Below are 18,455 nucleotides of genomic sequence, written 5' to 3'. Positions count from 1 at the left end.
ATAGGAAGGCTTTTATGGATTTATTTGAACTAAATCGACAATATGAATTAGAAAAATCGGCACCCTTAGCAGATAGACTTAGGCCAAAAACCCTAGAGGAATATATTGGCCAAGAACATTTGGTAGGAGAGGGGATGATAATAAATCGTATGATAAAGGCTGATAGAATATATTCTATGATTTTTTACGGTCCACCGGGTGTTGGCAAGACAACACTTGCTAAAATCATATCACAGTCTACGAATATGGCTTTTGAGGAACTATCAGCTGTATCTAGTGGCATAGGAGATGTCAAAAATAAGATTCAAATAGCCAAGGATAACTTAAGCTATGAGAATAAAAAAACAATTTTGTTTATAGATGAAATCCATAGGTTCAACAAGTCACAACAAGATTATCTCTTGCCCTTTGTAGAAAATTCTACAATAATACTTATTGGAGCAACTACTGAAAATCCATATTTTGAGGTAAATAAGGCTCTAATATCTAGGATGTATGTTTTTGAGTTAAAGTCTTTAACAGATAAAAATTTGGATAGGTTAATAGATCAAGCTATAAGTCATGATACAATTCTAGCAAGTAAGAATATTGAAATAAATAATGACGCTAGAAAAACTCTTATTAAATATTCAAATGGCGATAGCAGGGCTTTACTCAATGGTCTGGAGATTGCAACATTTTCAGAAGATGAGAAAGATGGTAAAATTATTATAGATAAAGATACTATCGAGCACTCGATCCAAAAAAAGATTGCGATTTATGACAAAAAGGGCGATAGGCACTACGACACTATATCTGCCTTTATCAAATCTATGAGGGGATCAGATATTAATGCTAGCCTATTTTATCTGGAAAAGATGCTAGAATCTGGTGAGGATATCAAGTTCATTGCAAGGAGAATGATTATATTTGCATCGGAAGATATTTCTAATGCAGATCCAAATGCTCTTATACTTGCTACATCAACCTTTGATGCTATAAACACAGTTGGTATGCCAGAAGCTAGGATAATTCTAGCTCAAACTGTCACATATCTTGCAGCTGCTCCTAAGAGCAACTCAACTTATAAGGCAATAGCAAAGGCTATGGATTTTGTGAAGAATAATCCTGACAGAGAAGTGCCAAATAAGCTCAAAGATTCCCATTATCCAGGCAGTAAAAACTTAATCCATGACACTTACCTCTATCCCCACGATTATGGTGGATATGTAGATCAGGCTTATCTGCCAGATGAATTTGTAGGGGAAAAATTTTATGATCCGATTTTTGTTGGATATGAAAAACAAATGATAGAAAGATTAGAAAAAAGGAAAGAAGGAAACAATGAAGATTAGAGAAATTTTAAATGATATAGATAAATATGTCGATACAGATGTTCTTGTATCAGGTTGGATAAGAAACTCAAGATTTAGTAAAAATGTTGGTTTTATAGAGCTAAATGATGGTTCTACTTTCAAGAACTTACAAATAGTAGTAGGAAAAGATAAGGAAAATTACGATGAACTTTCCCATCAATTTTTATCAACAAGCTTAAAAGTTGAAGGTAAACTTGTAGCTACAGGCAATAATAAGACTCCTTATGAAATCCAAGCTGATAATATCGAAGTTTTGGGCGAATCTTCAGATAAGTTTCCAATCCAAAAACAAAGACAAACCCTAGAATTTATGAGAACCATTCCTCACCTTAGACCAAGAACAAATACATTTAGAGCCGTATTTAAGGTTAGAAGTTCACTAGCTTATGCACTACATAAATTCTTCCAAGAGAGAGGATTCTTGTATGTGAACCCACCAATAGTTACTGGTTCTGACGCTGAGGGTGCTGGGGAAATGTTTAATATCACAACTATTAACCCAAAAGAAGTTCCATTAAAAGAAGACGGAAGCGTGGATTATGGCAAAGATTTCTTTGGCAAAAAATCATACCTAACAGTATCCGGCCAACTAGAAGCAGAAGATTATGCTTTAGCCTTTGGTGATGTATATACCTTTGGTCCAACCTTTAGAGCAGAAGAATCAAACACACCAAGACACGCTGCAGAATTCTGGATGCTAGAACCTGAATTGGCTTTTGCTGATTACAATGTAGCAATGGATGTGGCTGAATATATGATTAAATATATAATCGACTATGTCCTTGAAAATAACAAAGATGAAATGGAATTTTTCAATAGATTCATAGATGAGGGTCTATTTGAAAGACTAGAAAAAGTTAGAAATGCTGAATTTGCAAGAATAACATATACTGATGCCATAGAAAAGCTAAAGGAAAGCGGACAAAAATTCGAATTCCCAGTTGAATGGGGCATGGACCTACAAACTGAACACGAAAGATACCTATCAGAAGTAATAGTGGATGGACCTGTATTTGTAACTGACTATCCAAAAGATATCAAGGCATTTTACATGAAGAGAAATGCAGATGGCAAGACAGTAGCTGCCTTTGATATGCTCGTTCCTGGAGTAGGAGAACTAATAGGTGGTTCTCAAAGGGAAGAAAATATGGAAGAACTTCTAAAATCATTTGAAGAAAATGGTCTAAAAGAAGAAGACTATCAAAACTATCTTGATCTAAGAAGATTTGGTAGTGTTGTTCACTCAGGCTATGGTTTAGGTTTTGAACGTGCTGTAATGTATGTAACAGGTATGAAAAATATCCGTGACGTAATCCCTTACCCAAGATATGTAAATGCATTTGCAGATAGAAACTAGGTGGAAAAATGACAGAAAATAAATTTCCTGAATACAATCCCAATGCCGTAGAAAAGAAATGGCAAAAAATTTGGGATGAAGATAATACTTTTCACAGTGAAATAGACCATGATAAGGAAAAATATTATGCTTTGGTAGAATTTCCTTATCCATCAGGTCAAGGTCTACATGTTGGCCACCCAAGACCATACACAGCCCTTGACGTTGTTGCAAGAAAGAGAAGACTTGAAGGTTACAATGTCCTATATCCGATGGGCTTTGATGCTTTTGGACTTCCTACAGAAAACTATGCTATCAAAAATAAAATCCACCCAGCAAAAGTTACTGAAGATAATATCAAGAACTTCAAGAACCAACTAAAATCAATTGGTTTTTCCTTCGACTGGGACAGAGAAGTAAATACAACTGACCCAGATTATTACAAGTGGAGTCAGTGGATTTTCATCCAACTATACAAGCACGGCCTAGCTTACAAAAATGAAATGAGCGTAAACTGGTGCCCATCCTGCCAAGTAGGCCTTGCCAACGAAGAAGTAGTTGATGGCAAGTGCGAAAGATGTGGCAGCGAAGTAGTTCACAAGATGAAAAACCAATGGATGCTAAAGATCACAGAATACGCTGATAGGCTGATCGATGACCTTAACGAAGTTGACTATGAAGATAGGATTAAGGCTCAACAAATCAACTGGATTGGCAGATCTAAGGGCGCAAATGTAGACTTTACTATCAAAGATTCTGATGATAAACTTACTGTTTATACAACTCGCCCAGATACAATCTTTGGTGTGACCTACATGGTAATTTCGCCAGAACACCCTATCCTTGACCAATACAAGGATAAGATTAATAATTTTGATGAAGTTATTTCCTACCAAGAAGAGGCATGCAAAAAATCAGATTTCGAAAGAGCTGAACTAAACAAAGACAAGACTGGGGTTATGCTTGATGGAATATCAGCAATCAATCCCCTTTCATGCAAAGAAATACCAATCTGGGTATCAGACTATGTGCTTATGACCTATGGTACAGGCGCTATAATGGCTGTACCAGCACATGATAGCAGGGACTATGAATTTGCAAAAACATTTGATATGCCTATAATACCTGTTTATGAAGCTGATGGAGAATTACCTCTAACAGACATCAACCAAGGAATATCAATAAACTCTGAATTCTTAAACGGTCTTAATGCGACAGAGGCCAAGAAAAAGGCTATAGAATATATAGAAGAAAATAACTTAGGAGGGGCTACAACAAACTTTAAGCTACGTGACTGGGTATTCTCCCGCCAAAGATATTGGGGAGAACCAATACCTATGGTTTATTGCGAAGAGCACGGTTGGGTGCCAGTAGACGAAGCTGACCTTCCAGTAAAATTACCAGAAGTAGAGTCATACGAACCAACATCAACTGGAGAATCACCACTAGCTGAAATAGAAGATTTTGTTAATACAACTTGTCCAATTTGTGGAAAAGCTGCAAAAAGAGAAACAGACACCATGCCACAATGGGCAGGATCTTCTTGGTACTACTTAAGGTATATGGATCCTCATAATAATGATGCCCTTGCAAGTAAGGAAGCTTTGGATTACTACAGTCCAGTTGATTGGTACAATGGTGGAATGGAACATACTACTCTTCACTTGCTATATTCAAGGTTCTGGCACAAATTCCTATACGACCTTGGAGTAGTTCCAACAAAAGAACCATATATGAAGAGAACCAGCCATGGTATGATACTAGGAGAAGACCACCAAAAAATGAGTAAATCTCGTGGCAATGTGGTAAATCCTGATGACATTATCCGTGATTATGGGGCAGATACCTTAAGAACTTACGAGATGTTTATAGGAGACTTCTCATCAACAGCAATTTGGTCTGATGAGGGGGTTCGCGGCTGTAGAAAATACTTAGAACGTGTTTATAACATGATTGACCTAGTAGAAGATGGGGACCAATATTCTAAAGATCTTGAAGTATCAATCCATCAAACAATCAAAAAGGTCACAGAAGATTATGAAAATCTTAAATTTAATACAGCTATAGCAAGCCTAATGTCCCTATCAAACGATATGAGAGCAGCAGGTAAAATCACAAAAGCAGACTTTAAAACTTATGTAATCTTACTAAATCCAGTTGCTCCACACCTAACAGAAGAATTGTGGCAAATGGCAGGATTTGAAGGAAAGCTAAACCAAACATCTTGGCCAACTTATGATGAGAAGAAGCTTGTCAAAGATGAATTTGAAATGCCAGTTCAAATCAACGGCAAAGTGCGTGGCAAGGTGATAATGCCAATAGATGCAAACAAAGATGATGCCATAGAAGCTGCCAAAAGTGATAGCAATATAGCAAATCACATAGCAGATAAGGAAATAAGAAAAATAATATATGTTCCAGGCAAGATTTTAAATATTGTCGTGGGATAAGATAGGCTAAGATGATCTAGTCTATAAAAACAAAGGCCCTCAGGCTAAGCATATCTCATTTTTATCAAGGATATCCTTAGCATGGGGGTTTTTGATTTAATATAAGATTTGCCCTATTTTTACACATTAGTATATGGGTATATATTAGTCTAAGTAAAAGAGATATATATAAAGAAGATATAGGTCGCATTATAAATATTTCTAAACTAAATTTAAAATATTTATAAACATCTATTATAATATAGATATTAAATGATTTTAACATTATAAAGTTAATAATTTACTAAACTTGTATATACATTTAATATATAAATTTATCTTTAAGCTTTATTGAAATAATTAAAGAAAGGTGTACTATAATATATAGTACACTATGTAATTTTATAGTATTTTTATTTTAAGAAGGAATTATGACTGATTTTATAAAAAAGAATAAGTTTTCGATAATTTCAGCAGGGGTATTTATTATCTTTTGCTTATTAGCTTATATGGGATACAAAAATGGGACCTTTGATTCTCTAGAAAGTTTTAGAGACTATGTCCTATCATATGGACCTTGGGCATTTTTGATATTTTTTCTAGCAAATATTATGCAAGTTGTCGTTCCAGGAGTTCCAGGAGGCATAATACTTGCCTTTGGAGTGATAACTTTTGGACCATTGAAAGGATTTATCTACAACTACATTTCCATATGTATAGGATCTATAATAAACTTTTTGATATCCAAATCCTTTGGCAAGGACCTTGTCATCAAGGTATTTGGTGAAGATAAGTTTAGCAAGTATAAGGATAAGATTAAAGAAGATTCATACGAAAAGTTTTTTGCCTGGGCCATACTATTGCCTGTAGCACCTGATGACTTCCTTTGCTATGTAACAGGCTTGAGCAATATGAGTTTTAAAAAATTTGTAAAAATTATATTTCTGTGTAAACCACTACCTATATTTGCTTATTCTATGGCTTGGTATTTTGGCTTGGATATAATAATGAATAGACTTGTATAAATTTTAAATAAATTTGACAACAAGATTCTAATAATGTATTATTGTATTATACTAATAATACAATGTAAGAAGGCTTTATGAAAGAATTTATCAAGAAAAATATCTACAATATAATAGCGGTCCTAGTTCTGGTGATTCTTACAATTCTAGGCTATATTGGTTACAAAAGGGGTTTGTTCCATTCTATTGATACCTTCAGAGAATTTATCCTATCTTTTGGAATATGGGCAAATATCATATTTATGCTTGTCCAAGTTACACAAATTGTTGTGCCAATTATACCAGGTGGCCTTACTACGGTATTTGGTGTTGTAATATTTGGACCTTTTTGGGGATTTATATATAACTACATATCTATTTGTGCAGGATCCATGCTAGTATTTTTCATATCTAGGACTTTTGGCAAATCAATTGTACTTAATTTCTTTGGAGAGGAAACTTTTGATAAGTATAAGCACAAGATCAAAGATAAGACTTACGAGAAGTTCTTTGCCTGGGCAATATTATTGCCAGTAGCTCCAGATGATTTTCTCTGCTATTTGACTGGACTTTCCGACATGAGTTTTAAAAAATATGCTACGATAATTCTTTTGTGCAAGCCACCATCAATATTTTTATATTCCATGGGTTGGGCCATGGGCTTAGAATGGTTAGTAAGTAAATTGTAATAAGATAAAAGCGATTAGATTAAATCTAACCGCTTTTTCTTATGCGTAGAGTTCTGCTTGGGTGGTGAACATTTCTTTGTAAAGTTTATTCTCCATTAGTAGCTCTTCATGACTTCCGACTTCATCAATCCTACCGTGGTTGCAAACAAGTATTCTATCTGCATATTTGGTTGAGGATAGTCTATGAGATATGAAAAGTGATGTTTGATCTTTGGTAATGGCAAGCATATTTTCAAATATTTCTTGCTCACTTCTAGGGTCTAGAGCACTAGTTGGCTCATCCATGATTATGAATTTGCCTTTATGGTGCATGGAACGAGCTAGGGCTAATTTCTGACCAAGGCCTCCAGAAGGTTGAACTCCCTCTTTATCAAACAAGGTCGTAATATAATTTGCTTTTCCCTTTGGCAGGGAATCTATCCATTTTTCTATATTAAGTAATCCAAAAGATTTTTTCATATCCCCATTTGAAGCATCGTCAATATCATCTGCCTTTAAGCAAGCTACATTCTCATCAATTCTAAAAGGAAAGAGTCTAAAATCTTGGAAGGTAGGGGATAGGATTTGGTAGTAGTACCTGGTATCTATATCGGCAATATCTATTCCATTTAATAAAATATTTCCACTAGTAGGCTTGTAGAACTTACAAAGTAGTTTAACTATAGTAGACTTACCTGCACCATTTCTACCAACAAGGGCAACAGTCTCTCCTGGATTTATGACAAAGGAACAATTTTCTAAAATATAGTCTTCACTTGTTGGATATTTGAAGTATACATTTTTAAATTCGATTGTCACTTGTGATAAATCGACCTTATCGATTTTCCAAATCTCATTCCAGCTATCATCAATATCTAAAAACTCATATAGAGCATTGAGGGCGACATTTAATCCCGTTAGGTCAGCGTAATATTCTTGAAAAACTCTCAAAGCTTCTATAAGTCTATTGAGGCAGTTAAAGTATAGGGTGAAATTGGCAATAGTAATTGTTCTTTCTATTACTTTTATAACTATATAAATAAATGATCCCACAACTCCCAAATTGTTTATGACATTCATAGCACCATTCATGGCACCGTTTTTGCTGTAGTACTTGTGATTTGTCAAAAACATCTGGTTCATGTGATATTGTGCTTTTTTTAGAATCATGTCTTCAGCATTAAATATTTTAATGTCTTTGGAGTACTTATAATCTCTAGAAAAATCATAATAGTACTTGTAAACTCTGTTATCTTTGGCTGAGTTTTCTTGATATTTCTTTTCATTTTCCTTAATAATTTTCGTAAAGGGTTTATTTAAGAAACTAAGTCCTATTATAAATATAGGTATAAGCGGGTTTAAGCTTAATAGTATGAAGATTGCTACAATACCTGTAGCTACTGCTCCTGTTGCAAAGGCAAGAAACTCCAATATTGCGTAGGTCATACCCACTCCATATAGGGCCTGTTCAACTTTTTCTTGGGTTGACTTAGTATCTGTAAGCTCTATTGGCAGGGATAGGACTTTTTCATTTACTGCAAAAGCTAATTCATCGTTAAAAATTTGCAAGGTCCTCTGGTAGTAGCTTCTTGAATATGAAGATATTAATTCATTGGCTATATTTAATATTAAGGCTAAAAGAATAAAGGCAAACATGACTTCAAATCGTCTTAGGCCATTATATTCGTCTATAATTAATTTCGGTGCAATTATATTAAATAGGGGAAGTAAACCCAAAAGCAGGCTTATAAAAATTACTTTTTTTATGAAGCCCTTATGCTTACTTTCAATAATCTTAAAAAGTCTGATGTAATTACGCATGGGCTTCCTCCTTGTAATTTTTGGCTTGGATTTCAAATAATTCCTTGTATTCGCCATTAGCTTTTAGCAATTCTTCGTGAGTCCCTTCTTCGATGATTTCACCGTTTTTTAGGAAGACTACCTTGTCACAAAACTTAGTGGAAGCTAGCCTGTGAGAGATAAATACGCTTGATTTATCCCTTGTCATTTCGTTATAAAGCTCGTATAGGTCACGTTCTGCTATAGCGTCTAGCTGAGCTGTTGGCTCATCTAAGATTAGAATTTTGGCAGATTTTTTGTTGATAGCACGAGCCAAAAATAACCTTTGCTTTTGGCCTCCAGATAGGTCGATTCCCTTATCATCTAAGGTTCTTAAAAGTATCTGTTCATCTTTTTTATCATATTTAGCGATAATGTCATCTAGACCAGTTTTTTCATAGACATCAGTTAAATCACAATCATTAGAATTCATAGCCACATTTTCCTTAATAGAATAGGGCAATAGGAGGTTATCTTGAAAAATAGCAGATACTAGGTCTTTTTTGTTTATCCCATAAGAATTTATATCCTTACCATTTAATAAAATTTCTCCACTAGTTGGCTCCAGTAGTCCTGCAAGTATTAGAGCAAGAGTAGTTTTGCCAGCTCCATTTTCACCGACTAAGGCTATAGACTTATTGTTAGATAAATCTAGGTTGATATTCTTTAGGACGTATTTGTCAGATGATGGATATTTAAATGATAAATTCTTAATTTCTATATTTACCCTATCGAAATCTATTTTTTTATAAGATTTTTTTGGGAAATCTAGTATCTTGAAATAATACTTGAAAAATTTCAAATCCCTTACAAAAAAAGCAGTTTGGTTACAAAACTGATCTATCATTATCATAAAGGCAAATACAGATGTAAACAAGACAAAAAAACGAGATACACTTATTTCTCCTTGGGATAGACTTAAAATCATCCAGTAAAAGATAGGTAAGTCACGTATTAGAGAAATAATTCTTGATTTGATAAAAACTTTAAATGTCTTTTTATCTGCAGCATACATCTCGCGAAATCGTATATCAGTCAAAGAAAAATAGTATTTCCTGAATACTTTTTTCATATCGTACATCAATATATCTAGTTTTGATATAGGATTTTGCAGTTCATAATTTAGCTGGTGAACTTCTTCCCAGGTATGATCAATTTTCTCCCAAAAGTCCTCGTAGATAAAAGTAATTTTATACATATTTCTGCCAATAATAATAGTCAGAACGATTAGATATAAGACTAAATACCAAGGCATAGCTGTAAAAATCCATAGATAAGCTATTAAAGATATTATTAGACCAAAACCCATTGGCATATTTAATACAATATTGCCAAAACCATCAAAAGGATATTCGACTGCTCTTATGGCATCTGCTATAAGTTCTTTTTGCTTTTTGTCCTGCTGGTCGGCATAGGATAAATTGAGGCTGTATTCTATGATATTTCTATTAAGCTCGTAGCGAAGATTATTCATTCTCATCCTATAATTACCAGTCAAAAATGAATTTAAAAACTTCATCAGTGAAGTTGCTACAAATAGAAAGATAAAAAATGGAATGAAAAATTCTATACCCTTATCACTGTTATCTATAACATAGGCTGGAGATAAAATCCAGATAAAGGGTAATAGTCCATTAATTATTGCATTTATTACAATAATCACATACATAAATGGGTCCTTAGACCACATTTCTTTGAAAATAAATTTTAATTCTTTCATAAGTGCGGTAAATCCGCTTCCTCCTTGATTTTTTTATTATAGTCAAAGCAAGGAGTTATATATGTACTTACTTTGACTAATTTTTAGAAACTCCGATTTTCTTATTTAGATTAATGTTCATTATTCTTCTCCTTTCTTTAAATTTATTTAATTATAACAAATTAAAGCGTTAATGTAAATATATATATAAAATACGACAAAAAAAAGATGGCTCTTGCCATCAATTATGGATCAAATCATCCCCTGCAATAAATTCTATGTCTAACTCATTTCCTATATTTTGGCAAGTGATAATCTTAAATCCTCTAACTTTACTAGTGTTATCATAGCATATATCGTTATTAATTACTTCTCCAAAAGGATAAATACTTGTGATTCCGCTATTATTTTCAATTTTCACTGCCTTTGAAATAAGGAAATTAATTTGATCTTCCATAAGATTTGTATCTAGAAAATCATAAAAATTACTTACTCTAATATAAAACTTATTATCTTCTAAAAGTAAGTTTATATCCTTTGCCAAATAAAAAGTTTTAAAAATTAGTTTAAATAAGACAAAAGCTGTATTATATGTAAGATTTTTTAATCTATTTTCACCGTCCAAATGCAGTGTTACGGCAGATTTTTGTGGTTTACCCTTTATGGTGTGGATTATGTTGTCTCTTTTTTCTTCGATAGATAAGATCTCAAGTCCGGATATGTTGCCATGATCTTTTAAGAAATTGTCATTTGTAGGCATAAAAATAGTACGGTCGAGTATTACTTGGGTATTCTCGCCGTTTGTTCTTCTTGATACTATATTTGCCTTTATATCGGTTATTTCTGGATAATTTAGGTATAATTTTTGCATTACTTACCTTCCTTTAGTCTAAAACTAATGATTGTACTTATGATATAATATACCCGAGGTTAGCCTATGAGAAAGAAAATTTTTTATTGCCTGTTGGGGATTGTCTCAGGCATAGGATTATTTATTAATTTTGAGACTATGTCTTTATTAAATGTAATAGTCATTTGTGGGATATCTGCAGGATTTCTGTGTATATTTGACAAGAAATATATGGTAATTCCCTTGGGTATTTTACTAGGATTTACCCTTAGCTTTTTTAATTTTAGGACTTACAAGCTAAAAGATTATAATGAAATAACAGCTCATATTACAATCTTAGAAAAGCGAAAAACTGCTGATAATTATAGGTATTTTGTAAGGGTTAAGGCTAATAATATAGATGAAAAGTCAGTCTTATTTGCAAAAGAAGACTTAGATATTGGAGATATTTTCTTAGTAGATGCTGATATTTCTATAGCAGATAAAAACACTAATCCCAATCTTTTTTCTTATAGGAACTATCTGATATCAAAAGGTATAGGAAGTCAGTTGGAGATTAAGGAAGTTTATAAGTCTTATCAAAGCAAGAGTATTTTCCTAAAGGCGAGAAATAAGTTTTATAAGTATATACACCAAACTTTTGATCAAAACTTATCAAAAACTGCCTCAGACTTTATAATTTCTGTTATCTTAGGAGAGAACTTAATAGAAAATACTGATATCAAAGATTTAGGTCTTGTACATATTTTGGCAGTTTCAGGCCTTCACATAGATTTGCTTTTAAGCTTTATATTATTCATATTAGCTAAGTTTAATTATAAATACGGTTACGGATTGGCCCTGGGTCTTTGCTTATTTTATGGATATTTGATAGGATTTCCTTTTTCTGTAATCAGGGTTTTAATAATAAATCTTATTGGATTTCTAGCCTTTATATTTGCTATGCCAGAAGATAAGATAAAATCACTGCTGATAGCAGGAATTCTAATTTTACTAAGAAATCCTTTTGCCCTATTAAACTCTGGCTACATCTTATCGTTTGTAGCAACAAGTGCAGTTTATTTGATATATCCAAAGATTAAAAATAGAATTGCTAAAAAAACACTAATGGAAAACTTGGCCTTTACTGGATCAATTCAAGTGGGACTTTTGCCATTTACTATATTTTACTATGGTAAAATCAATCTCCTATCTATACTTGCAAACTTTTTGGTCCTTCCAATATTTACCATTGCCATGTATCTGGCTTTTGGCCTAGTGATTTTTTATCCTATATTAAGATTTTTACTAAGTCCATTTTTTAAGGTCTTGGACTTTTTATTACTTACTATCTTAAATATTGTTAAGTTTTTAAATAGTTTTAGTCTATTTAATATAAGATTTGCTCATCCAAGTATTTTTGTGACCATATACTTATTTGTCTTGATATTGCTAATATTTTATATGAGGAGATCTAACAAGAAGTTATTGAAGCTTTTCTATGGTATAAATCTAATTGTAGTAACTTGTAGTCTTTGCTATGATTATCTAAATCCAGAAATAAGTTTTACTATGATTGACATAGGCCAAGGAGATGCCTTTTTGCTTAAGGATAGGGGAGATTACTATTTATTTGATGTAGGTGGTCCCAAATATGATAATTATGACTCAGGAGAGAGGATACTAATCCCTTATCTAAATTCTTTGGGAATAAGAAATATTAAGGCAGTCTTTATTTCCCACGAAGATGGTGACCATGCGGGTAATATTGGAAGCGTGGTAGATAATTTCAACGTTGAAAATATTATGACATCCAAATTAAATACAAAGTCTCTAGCGACTTATAATCCTAAAATTATAAAAAAAGATGACAGAATAAAGATAAGAGATGGGTCTATTACTTGCATCTTTGATGGGGTAGAAGGTGAGGAAAACGCCGAATCAGTGGGCTATATTATCGAGATTAAGGGTATTAAAATCCTTACTTTAGGAGATTTGCCAAGTGAATATGAGGATGATCTTAATATAAAAGCTGATGTGCTCAAAGTATCCCACCACGGGTCGAGGACTTCTACTTCAAGGGATTTTGTAGAAAAAGTAGATCCACAAATCGCCCTTATATCCGCAGGTAGAAACAACAAATATGGCCATCCAACTAGGGAAGTCTTGGAAAATTTAGATGGAGTTAAGATATATAATAGTCAAATTAATGGTATGGTAAAGATAAATTTTAAAGAACAAGTTAGTGTAGAAAGCTATGTAAAAGGTGGTTATTTTAGATGAATTACAAAGAATTTATGGAAAATTTGATAGAAGATAAGGCAAAAGGAATCTACTTATTTGATTCTAAGGAAGATTATCTAAATACAACCATAATCGATCTTGCAAAGGAAAAAGTCTCATTTGCTGATTTTAATCTAATAGAACTAAAGGGCAATGTAGATTTTGAGGCTATGAAAAATGCCTATGAGACCTATCCTGTTATGGAAGATAGGAAATATATCATATGGAAAGATATAGATTTATCCAAAAATTCCCTCAAGGAATACGAAGATCTCCTTACAAATTTGACAGGTGATATAAAAAACTTCCCGGAATACACTACATTTCTAATCTTTTCTGACTCTAGTCCCTTTAAGGGGAAATTTTACAAGGAAGTCAAAAAGTATGGCAATATTGTAACCATTGATAGACTAAACAAAAGTGAGCTTGAGAATTTCATAGGCAAGAGATTTGTAAAAGCTAGCAAAAAAATCAAAAAATCAATGCTTGCAGAAATTGTCCAAAGATTTTCTTACCTAGATAGGGATAGTGACCTTGATTTATTTGATATAGTAAACACAGTTGATAAAATCATAGCAAGTTCTGAAGATGAGATTGTAAAAGAAAAAGATGTCTACGACCAGTTAGATCAAATACTAAATCTAAATATATTTAACTTAACCGATGCCATATCAAGGAAAGACTTGAAATTGTCAGCTACCACTTATATGAATATGGTAAAAAACGACGAAGATTTATTTATGATCTTTCATATGATTATAAGGCAATTTAGAAATATTATTGGAATCAAGACTTTAGTAACTAATAATAAAAATGATGCTTATATAATGAAGAGCATAGGCATAAGTCCATATGAACTTAGGAAGGTTAAGGGATTTATAAATAATTTCACCTATGAGGAGCTTTTTGATATCCACTCTAGGCTTTTTGATATGGAAGTTCGCCAAAAGTCTCAAGATTTTGATATGCAAATGGAATTATTGTTGCTAATTCAAAAGATTTGCAAATAAAAAATGAGCAATTATCAGTAGTCATATGTGAGGATCCATTACTGATAATTACTCATATTATTATTGAGCGTTATTTAATGCTTTTTGAAGTCTAGATGTTGTTCTAGCCACTTTATTTTTGTGGAATACATTTTTAGCTTCTGCTTGTTTCATTCTTTTGTCAACTTGCATGAAAATTTCGCGAGCTTTGTCGATATCTCCAGCTTCAATAGCTTCATCAAATTTTCTGATGTATGTTTTAACTTCAGATTTGCGAGATTTGTTTCTTAGAGTATCTCTTTTTGTTGTTTCAATTCTCTTTTGAGCTGATTTAATATTAGCCATTATTTCACCCTCTTTCTTTTCTACTATTTTTGCTTGACTGATTTATTCTACCATAAACGAAGGAAACTTACAAGTTATCTAGATTTTTTTGCCTAGATTTTTGTAGTTTTGCAAATATAGTTTATAATATAAGAAGAAATGAGAGGAATATATAATGACTGAAGAAAAAATCTATGTCCCAAATGATGGTGGGGACGATAATAAAAAAAATAAGAAGGAAGAAAGTTTAACTGACATAATCTTAGATTGGATCAAGACCATAGCGGCAGCTTTGTTGATAGCTACTGTAATAAAGATGTTTTTGATTGATGCTACTAAGGTATCTGGTTTTTCTATGCAAAATACCCTCTACCATGATGATATGCTTTTGGTAGATAAGATTGGACCTCGTTTTAACGATTACCATAGGGGAAATATTGTAATCCTAAAGGCTCCTGATGATGTGAATAAACTTTATGTTAAAAGAGTTGTTGGACTGCCTGGGGATACTATAGAACTTAAGGACGAGAAAGTTTATCTAAATGGCAATGAACTTGACGAAACATATACTTCTGTTGACTACACTTTGCCTGAAGCTGATGGAACTTCTTGGACTCTTGGCGAAGATGAGTATTTTGTAATGGGAGATAATAGGGAAGAAGGAGCTAGCAATGATTCTAGAAACTTTGGACCTATTATGAAAAAGGATATAGTAGGACATGCATTTTTTAGATTTTATCCTTTTGATGACTTTGGTAAAATAGATAGTAATCCATATGGAAATGAGACCAATTAGATGACAAAAAGAAAAGAAAATATAAGGAATTTCTCCATCATAGCCCATATAGACCATGGTAAATCTACCCTTGCTGATAGGCTGATAGAAAAATCAGAGCACATATCACAAAGGGAGATGACCAATCAAATGCTAGATGACATGGATCTGGAACGTGAGCGTGGTATAACCATCAAGCTTAAGTCAATTAAGATCCACTATATGGCTAATGATGGAAAGATTTACGATCTAAACTTAATAGATACACCAGGACATGTGGACTTTAACTATGAAGTTTCAAGATCACTTAAGGCCTGTGAGGGTGCGATCCTTGTAGTAGATGCTAGTCAAGGGGTAGAGGCACAGACACTAGCCAATACATACCTAGCCCTAGAACAAGACTTGGAGATATTGCCAGTATTAAACAAAATTGACCTACCTTCTGCAAGAGTAGATGAAATTAAAGCAGAAATAGAAAACCAGATTGGCCTAGATACAGAGGGGATTCCGCTAGTTTCTGCAAAAACAGGTCTCAATATAGAAGATGTTTTGGAAGATATAGTGGCAAATGTCCCAGCTCCAGAAGACCATGATGATAAGCCACTAAAGGCTCTAATCTTTGATTCATATTACGATTCCTACCGTGGAGTAATATGCTATGTCAGAGTTTTTGAAGGCGTGGTAAAACCTGGTGATGAGATAAAGATGATGAATACGGGTAAGATCTACGAAGTAAATACAGTAGGTTATACTATGAAAAACCGCATAGAGACCAAGGAACTAAGGTCTGGAGATGTTGGATTTATAGAAGCTTCTATTAAGGAAGTAAAAGATGCTAGAGTTGGTGATACCATAACGCTTGCAGATCATCCTACTGAAAAAGCTTTATCAGGCTATAAGGAAGTACTTCCTATGGTTTATTCTGGTATATATCCAGCTGAGGGTGAAAGCTTTGATAAGCTAAGAGATGCCCTAGAAAAGCTTCAAGTAAATGATGCTGCTCTAGTATTTGAACAAGAAAATTCCCAAGCTCTTGGTGTTGGTTTACGTTCAGGATTTTTGGGACTGCTTCACATGGACATCATAACCCAAAGACTAGAACGTGAGTACGACCTTAATATCATAGCTACAGCTCCATCTGTAATATATAAGATTAAGCTTAAGAACAAAGATGAAGAAATAGAAATCCAAAACCCAAATGATTTCCCAGATCCTGCTATTATTGACTATATCAAAGAGCCAGTCACAAGGGCTGAGATTATAACTCCATCTGATTATATAGGCCAGGTTATGAACCTTGCTCAAAATAGACGTGGGGAACTTATCGATATGACCTATATTGACGAGACTAGGGTTTCAATCAAGTACAAAATCCCACTAAATGAGGTAATATACAACTTCTTTGATAGTTTAAAATCTAGAACTCGTGGTTATGCTTCTCTTGATTATGAACTAATTGGTTATAAAGAATCTGACTTAGTAAAACTTGAAATCCTAATCAATGATGATGTTGTAGATGCCCTATCAATCATTGTCCATAGGAATAGTGCCTATACCAGGGGCCGTGGTATAGTAGAAAAACTCAAAGATGAGATACCACGCCAACAATTTGCAATCCCTATCCAAGCTGCTATCGGTGGCAAGATTATAGCAAGGGAAACTGTAAGGGCTCTAAGAAAAGACGTTATAGCAAAGTGCTACGGAGGAGATATATCCAGGAAGAAAAAGCTTCTTGAAAAACAAAAAGAAGGTAAAAAGCGTATGCGACAACTTGGTAGCGTATCAGTCCCACAAGATGCCTTCCTTGCAGTGCTTAAATATGACGACGATGAGAAATAACAAAACGGTTAGTAGCCGTTTTTTTCTTTGATATTTCTTCAAATGATTTGGGTATTATTTAAATATAATTAAAATTATAAAGGAGAGAATATGGCTATAAAAAATATTACAGTGGCTGGTGGCGGAGTACTAGGTGCTCAAATTGCTTATGCAGCAGCCTTTCATGGATTTGATGTAACCATTTGGGGTAGAAGCGAAGGCTCTATAGAAAGAGCAAAGCCAAGAATTGAAAGTGTTCACAATCTATATACTAAAGAATTAGAAATAGCTCCAACTTATATTGGAAGTGAAAATCCTAATTACCCAAGATCATTTTTTTCTGATAAGTCAGAGATAACACAAGCTAGAATTGATGAACTAAAGGCTAAAAATGAAGAAGTATATGCCAATATGAAGTATTCGACAGACTTAGAAGAAGCTATGAAAGATGCTGACCTAGTAATAGAAGCAATAGCTGAGATTGTTGAAGAAAAGAAAGCATTCTACGAAAAAATGGCACCATTCTTAAAGGAAGATGCTATTATAGTTACAAATTCATCAACCCTACTACCATCTACCTTTAGAGAATATACAGGTAGAGAAGACAAATTCCTAAGCCTACACTTTGCCAATAATATCCACAGACAAAATCTTGCTGAAGTTATGAGACACGATAAGACAAGTGATGAGGCCTTTGAATCAGTAGTACAATTTGCCAAAGATATAGGAATGTACGCAGCTATTATAAATAAAGAACAACCAGGATATATATTAAACTCAATCCTTGTTCCACTAATAAATGCAGGACTTAAACTATATGGAGATGACATAGCAAGTCCAGAAGATATAGATATGGACTGGAAATTAGGAACAGGCTCACCACGTGGACCATTTGAAATTATTGACATAGTTGGAATTACAACAGTAATTAATATTACAAGTGCAAACCCAGAAGCTAATGACCCAAATTCATCCTTAGGAAAAGCAGTTGCAAAATTAAAAGAAAGAGCTGATAAGGGACTAAAGGGAATTGAAACAGGCGAAGGTTTCTATAAATATAAATAAAATATTGCATATAAAAAGTGGCCCAAGAGCCACTTTTTTGCT

Annotated in this window: 14 protein-coding genes; 10 read left to right on the top strand and 4 right to left on the bottom strand. The window is 33.4% G+C overall.

The features are described 5' to 3' along the window. The first annotated feature begins 14 nt into the window (after nucleotides 1-14). From BQ7474_RS05010 to BQ7474_RS04990, 5 genes are all read left to right on the top strand, one after another. Nucleotides 15-1,334 carry a replication-associated recombination protein A gene (locus BQ7474_RS05010; protein WP_073997880.1) on the top strand — a complete coding sequence of 440 codons (1,320 nt, stop codon included), beginning with the start codon at nucleotides 15-17 and terminating at the stop codon, nucleotides 1,332-1,334. Continuing rightward, nucleotides 1,324-2,712 (top strand): asparagine--tRNA ligase, encoded by a 1,389-nt coding sequence (asnS, locus tag BQ7474_RS05005; protein WP_073997879.1) that lies wholly within the window; start codon nucleotides 1,324-1,326, stop codon nucleotides 2,710-2,712. Before BQ7474_RS05010 ends, asnS begins: the two co-directional genes overlap by 11 nt. Before the next feature lie 8 nt (nucleotides 2,713-2,720). After that, on the top strand, nucleotides 2,721-5,141 hold the full coding sequence (gene leuS / locus BQ7474_RS05000; RefSeq protein ID WP_073997878.1) for a leucine--tRNA ligase: 2,421 nt from the start codon (nucleotides 2,721-2,723) through the stop codon (nucleotides 5,139-5,141). A gap of 410 nt (nucleotides 5,142-5,551) precedes the next feature. Then, complete coding sequence (locus tag BQ7474_RS04995) at nucleotides 5,552-6,145, top strand: TVP38/TMEM64 family protein (RefSeq protein WP_073997877.1); 594 nt, start codon at nucleotides 5,552-5,554, stop codon at nucleotides 6,143-6,145. 77 nt (nucleotides 6,146-6,222) lie between these two features. Next, on the top strand, nucleotides 6,223-6,813 hold the full coding sequence (locus BQ7474_RS04990; RefSeq protein WP_073997876.1) for a TVP38/TMEM64 family protein: 591 nt from the start codon (nucleotides 6,223-6,225) through the stop codon (nucleotides 6,811-6,813). Nucleotides 6,814-6,852: 39 nt separating this feature from the next. On the opposite strand, the gene BQ7474_RS04985 is transcribed toward BQ7474_RS04990, so the two are convergent. The 3 genes from BQ7474_RS04985 to BQ7474_RS04975 form a co-directional block, all read right to left on the bottom strand. Beyond that, entirely contained in the window at nucleotides 6,853-8,613 is a 1,761-nt protein-coding gene (locus tag BQ7474_RS04985) for an ABC transporter ATP-binding protein (protein ID WP_073997875.1), read from the bottom strand. Continuing rightward, nucleotides 8,606-10,351: an ATP-binding cassette domain-containing protein gene (locus tag BQ7474_RS04980; RefSeq protein WP_073997874.1), complete on the bottom strand. Its 1,746-nt coding sequence runs from the start codon at nucleotides 10,349-10,351 to the stop codon at nucleotides 8,606-8,608. Before BQ7474_RS04980 ends, BQ7474_RS04985 begins: the two co-directional genes overlap by 8 nt. 220 nt (nucleotides 10,352-10,571) lie before the next feature. Then, nucleotides 10,572-11,201, bottom strand: coding sequence for an alanyl-tRNA editing protein (locus tag BQ7474_RS04975; protein ID WP_073997873.1), 630 nt, complete (start codon nucleotides 11,199-11,201; stop codon nucleotides 10,572-10,574). Nucleotides 11,202-11,267: 66 nt separating this feature from the next. On the opposite strand from BQ7474_RS04975, the gene BQ7474_RS04970 reads away from it, so the two are divergent. Both BQ7474_RS04970 and holA read left to right on the top strand, forming a co-directional pair. Continuing rightward, a complete protein-coding gene (locus tag BQ7474_RS04970; RefSeq protein WP_073997872.1) occupies nucleotides 11,268-13,442 on the top strand; it encodes a DNA internalization-related competence protein ComEC/Rec2 in 2,175 nt (724 codons plus the stop codon). Further along, on the top strand, nucleotides 13,439-14,452 hold the full coding sequence (holA, locus tag BQ7474_RS04965; protein ID WP_073997871.1) for a DNA polymerase III subunit delta: 1,014 nt from the start codon (nucleotides 13,439-13,441) through the stop codon (nucleotides 14,450-14,452). The genes BQ7474_RS04970 and holA overlap by 4 nt, the downstream gene beginning before the upstream one ends. Nucleotides 14,453-14,512: 60 nt before the next feature. Here holA and rpsT read toward each other — a convergent pair whose 3' ends face one another. Then, nucleotides 14,513-14,776, bottom strand: a complete 264-nt coding sequence (rpsT, locus tag BQ7474_RS04960) for a 30S ribosomal protein S20 (protein ID WP_073997870.1) — start codon at nucleotides 14,774-14,776, stop codon at nucleotides 14,513-14,515. Nucleotides 14,777-14,930: 154 nt separating this feature from the next. On the opposite strand from rpsT, the gene lepB reads away from it, so the two are divergent. The 3 genes from lepB (at nucleotide 14,931) to BQ7474_RS04945 (ending at nucleotide 18,413) form a co-directional block, all read left to right on the top strand. Further along, nucleotides 14,931-15,551: a signal peptidase I gene (gene lepB, locus BQ7474_RS04955; RefSeq protein WP_082187887.1), complete on the top strand. Its 621-nt coding sequence runs from the start codon at nucleotides 14,931-14,933 to the stop codon at nucleotides 15,549-15,551. Further along, a complete protein-coding gene (gene lepA, locus BQ7474_RS04950) occupies nucleotides 15,552-17,369 on the top strand; it encodes a translation elongation factor 4 (protein WP_073997869.1) in 1,818 nt (605 codons plus the stop codon). A 90-nt stretch (nucleotides 17,370-17,459) separates the two neighbouring features. Then, the gene (locus BQ7474_RS04945) at nucleotides 17,460-18,413 is read left to right on the top strand and encodes a 3-hydroxyacyl-CoA dehydrogenase (RefSeq protein WP_073997868.1); all 954 of its coding nucleotides are present in this window, start codon (nucleotides 17,460-17,462) and stop codon (nucleotides 18,411-18,413) included. Nucleotides 18,414-18,455 lie beyond the last annotated feature (42 nt).

Source organism: Anaerococcus urinomassiliensis (assembly GCF_900128425.1).
In the GTDB taxonomy this organism is placed as follows: Bacteria; Bacillota; Clostridia; order Tissierellales; family Peptoniphilaceae; genus Anaerococcus; species Anaerococcus urinomassiliensis.
The sequence above is the reverse complement of the archived record's forward strand: the minus strand, read 5'-3'. Positions and strand labels throughout refer to the sequence as shown.

What these genes read in the sequence shown, in the direction of transcription:
- leuS (WP_073997878.1), top strand. Translation starts at nt 2,721, where the DNA reads ATGACAGAAAATAAATTTCCTGAATACAATCCCAATGCCGTAGAAAAG.
- lepA (WP_073997869.1), top strand. Translation starts at nt 15,552, where the DNA reads ATGACAAAAAGAAAAGAAAATATAAGGAATTTCTCCATCATAGCCCAT.
- BQ7474_RS04995 (WP_073997877.1), top strand. Translation starts at nt 5,552, where the DNA reads ATGACTGATTTTATAAAAAAGAATAAGTTTTCGATAATTTCAGCAGGG.
- BQ7474_RS04980 (WP_073997874.1), bottom strand. Translation starts at nt 10,351, where the DNA reads ATGAAAGAATTAAAATTTATTTTCAAAGAAATGTGGTCTAAGGACCCA.
- holA (WP_073997871.1), top strand. Translation starts at nt 13,439, where the DNA reads ATGAATTACAAAGAATTTATGGAAAATTTGATAGAAGATAAGGCAAAA.
- BQ7474_RS04975 (WP_073997873.1), bottom strand. Translation starts at nt 11,201, where the DNA reads ATGCAAAAATTATACCTAAATTATCCAGAAATAACCGATATAAAGGCA.
- BQ7474_RS04990 (WP_073997876.1), top strand. Translation starts at nt 6,223, where the DNA reads ATGAAAGAATTTATCAAGAAAAATATCTACAATATAATAGCGGTCCTA.
- BQ7474_RS04945 (WP_073997868.1), top strand. Translation starts at nt 17,460, where the DNA reads ATGGCTATAAAAAATATTACAGTGGCTGGTGGCGGAGTACTAGGTGCT.
- lepB (WP_082187887.1), top strand. Translation starts at nt 14,931, where the DNA reads ATGACTGAAGAAAAAATCTATGTCCCAAATGATGGTGGGGACGATAAT.
- BQ7474_RS05010 (WP_073997880.1), top strand. Translation starts at nt 15, where the DNA reads ATGGATTTATTTGAACTAAATCGACAATATGAATTAGAAAAATCGGCA.
- BQ7474_RS04970 (WP_073997872.1), top strand. Translation starts at nt 11,268, where the DNA reads ATGAGAAAGAAAATTTTTTATTGCCTGTTGGGGATTGTCTCAGGCATA.
- rpsT (WP_073997870.1), bottom strand. Translation starts at nt 14,776, where the DNA reads ATGGCTAATATTAAATCAGCTCAAAAGAGAATTGAAACAACAAAAAGA.
- BQ7474_RS04985 (WP_073997875.1), bottom strand. Translation starts at nt 8,613, where the DNA reads ATGCGTAATTACATCAGACTTTTTAAGATTATTGAAAGTAAGCATAAG.
- asnS (WP_073997879.1), top strand. Translation starts at nt 1,324, where the DNA reads ATGAAGATTAGAGAAATTTTAAATGATATAGATAAATATGTCGATACA.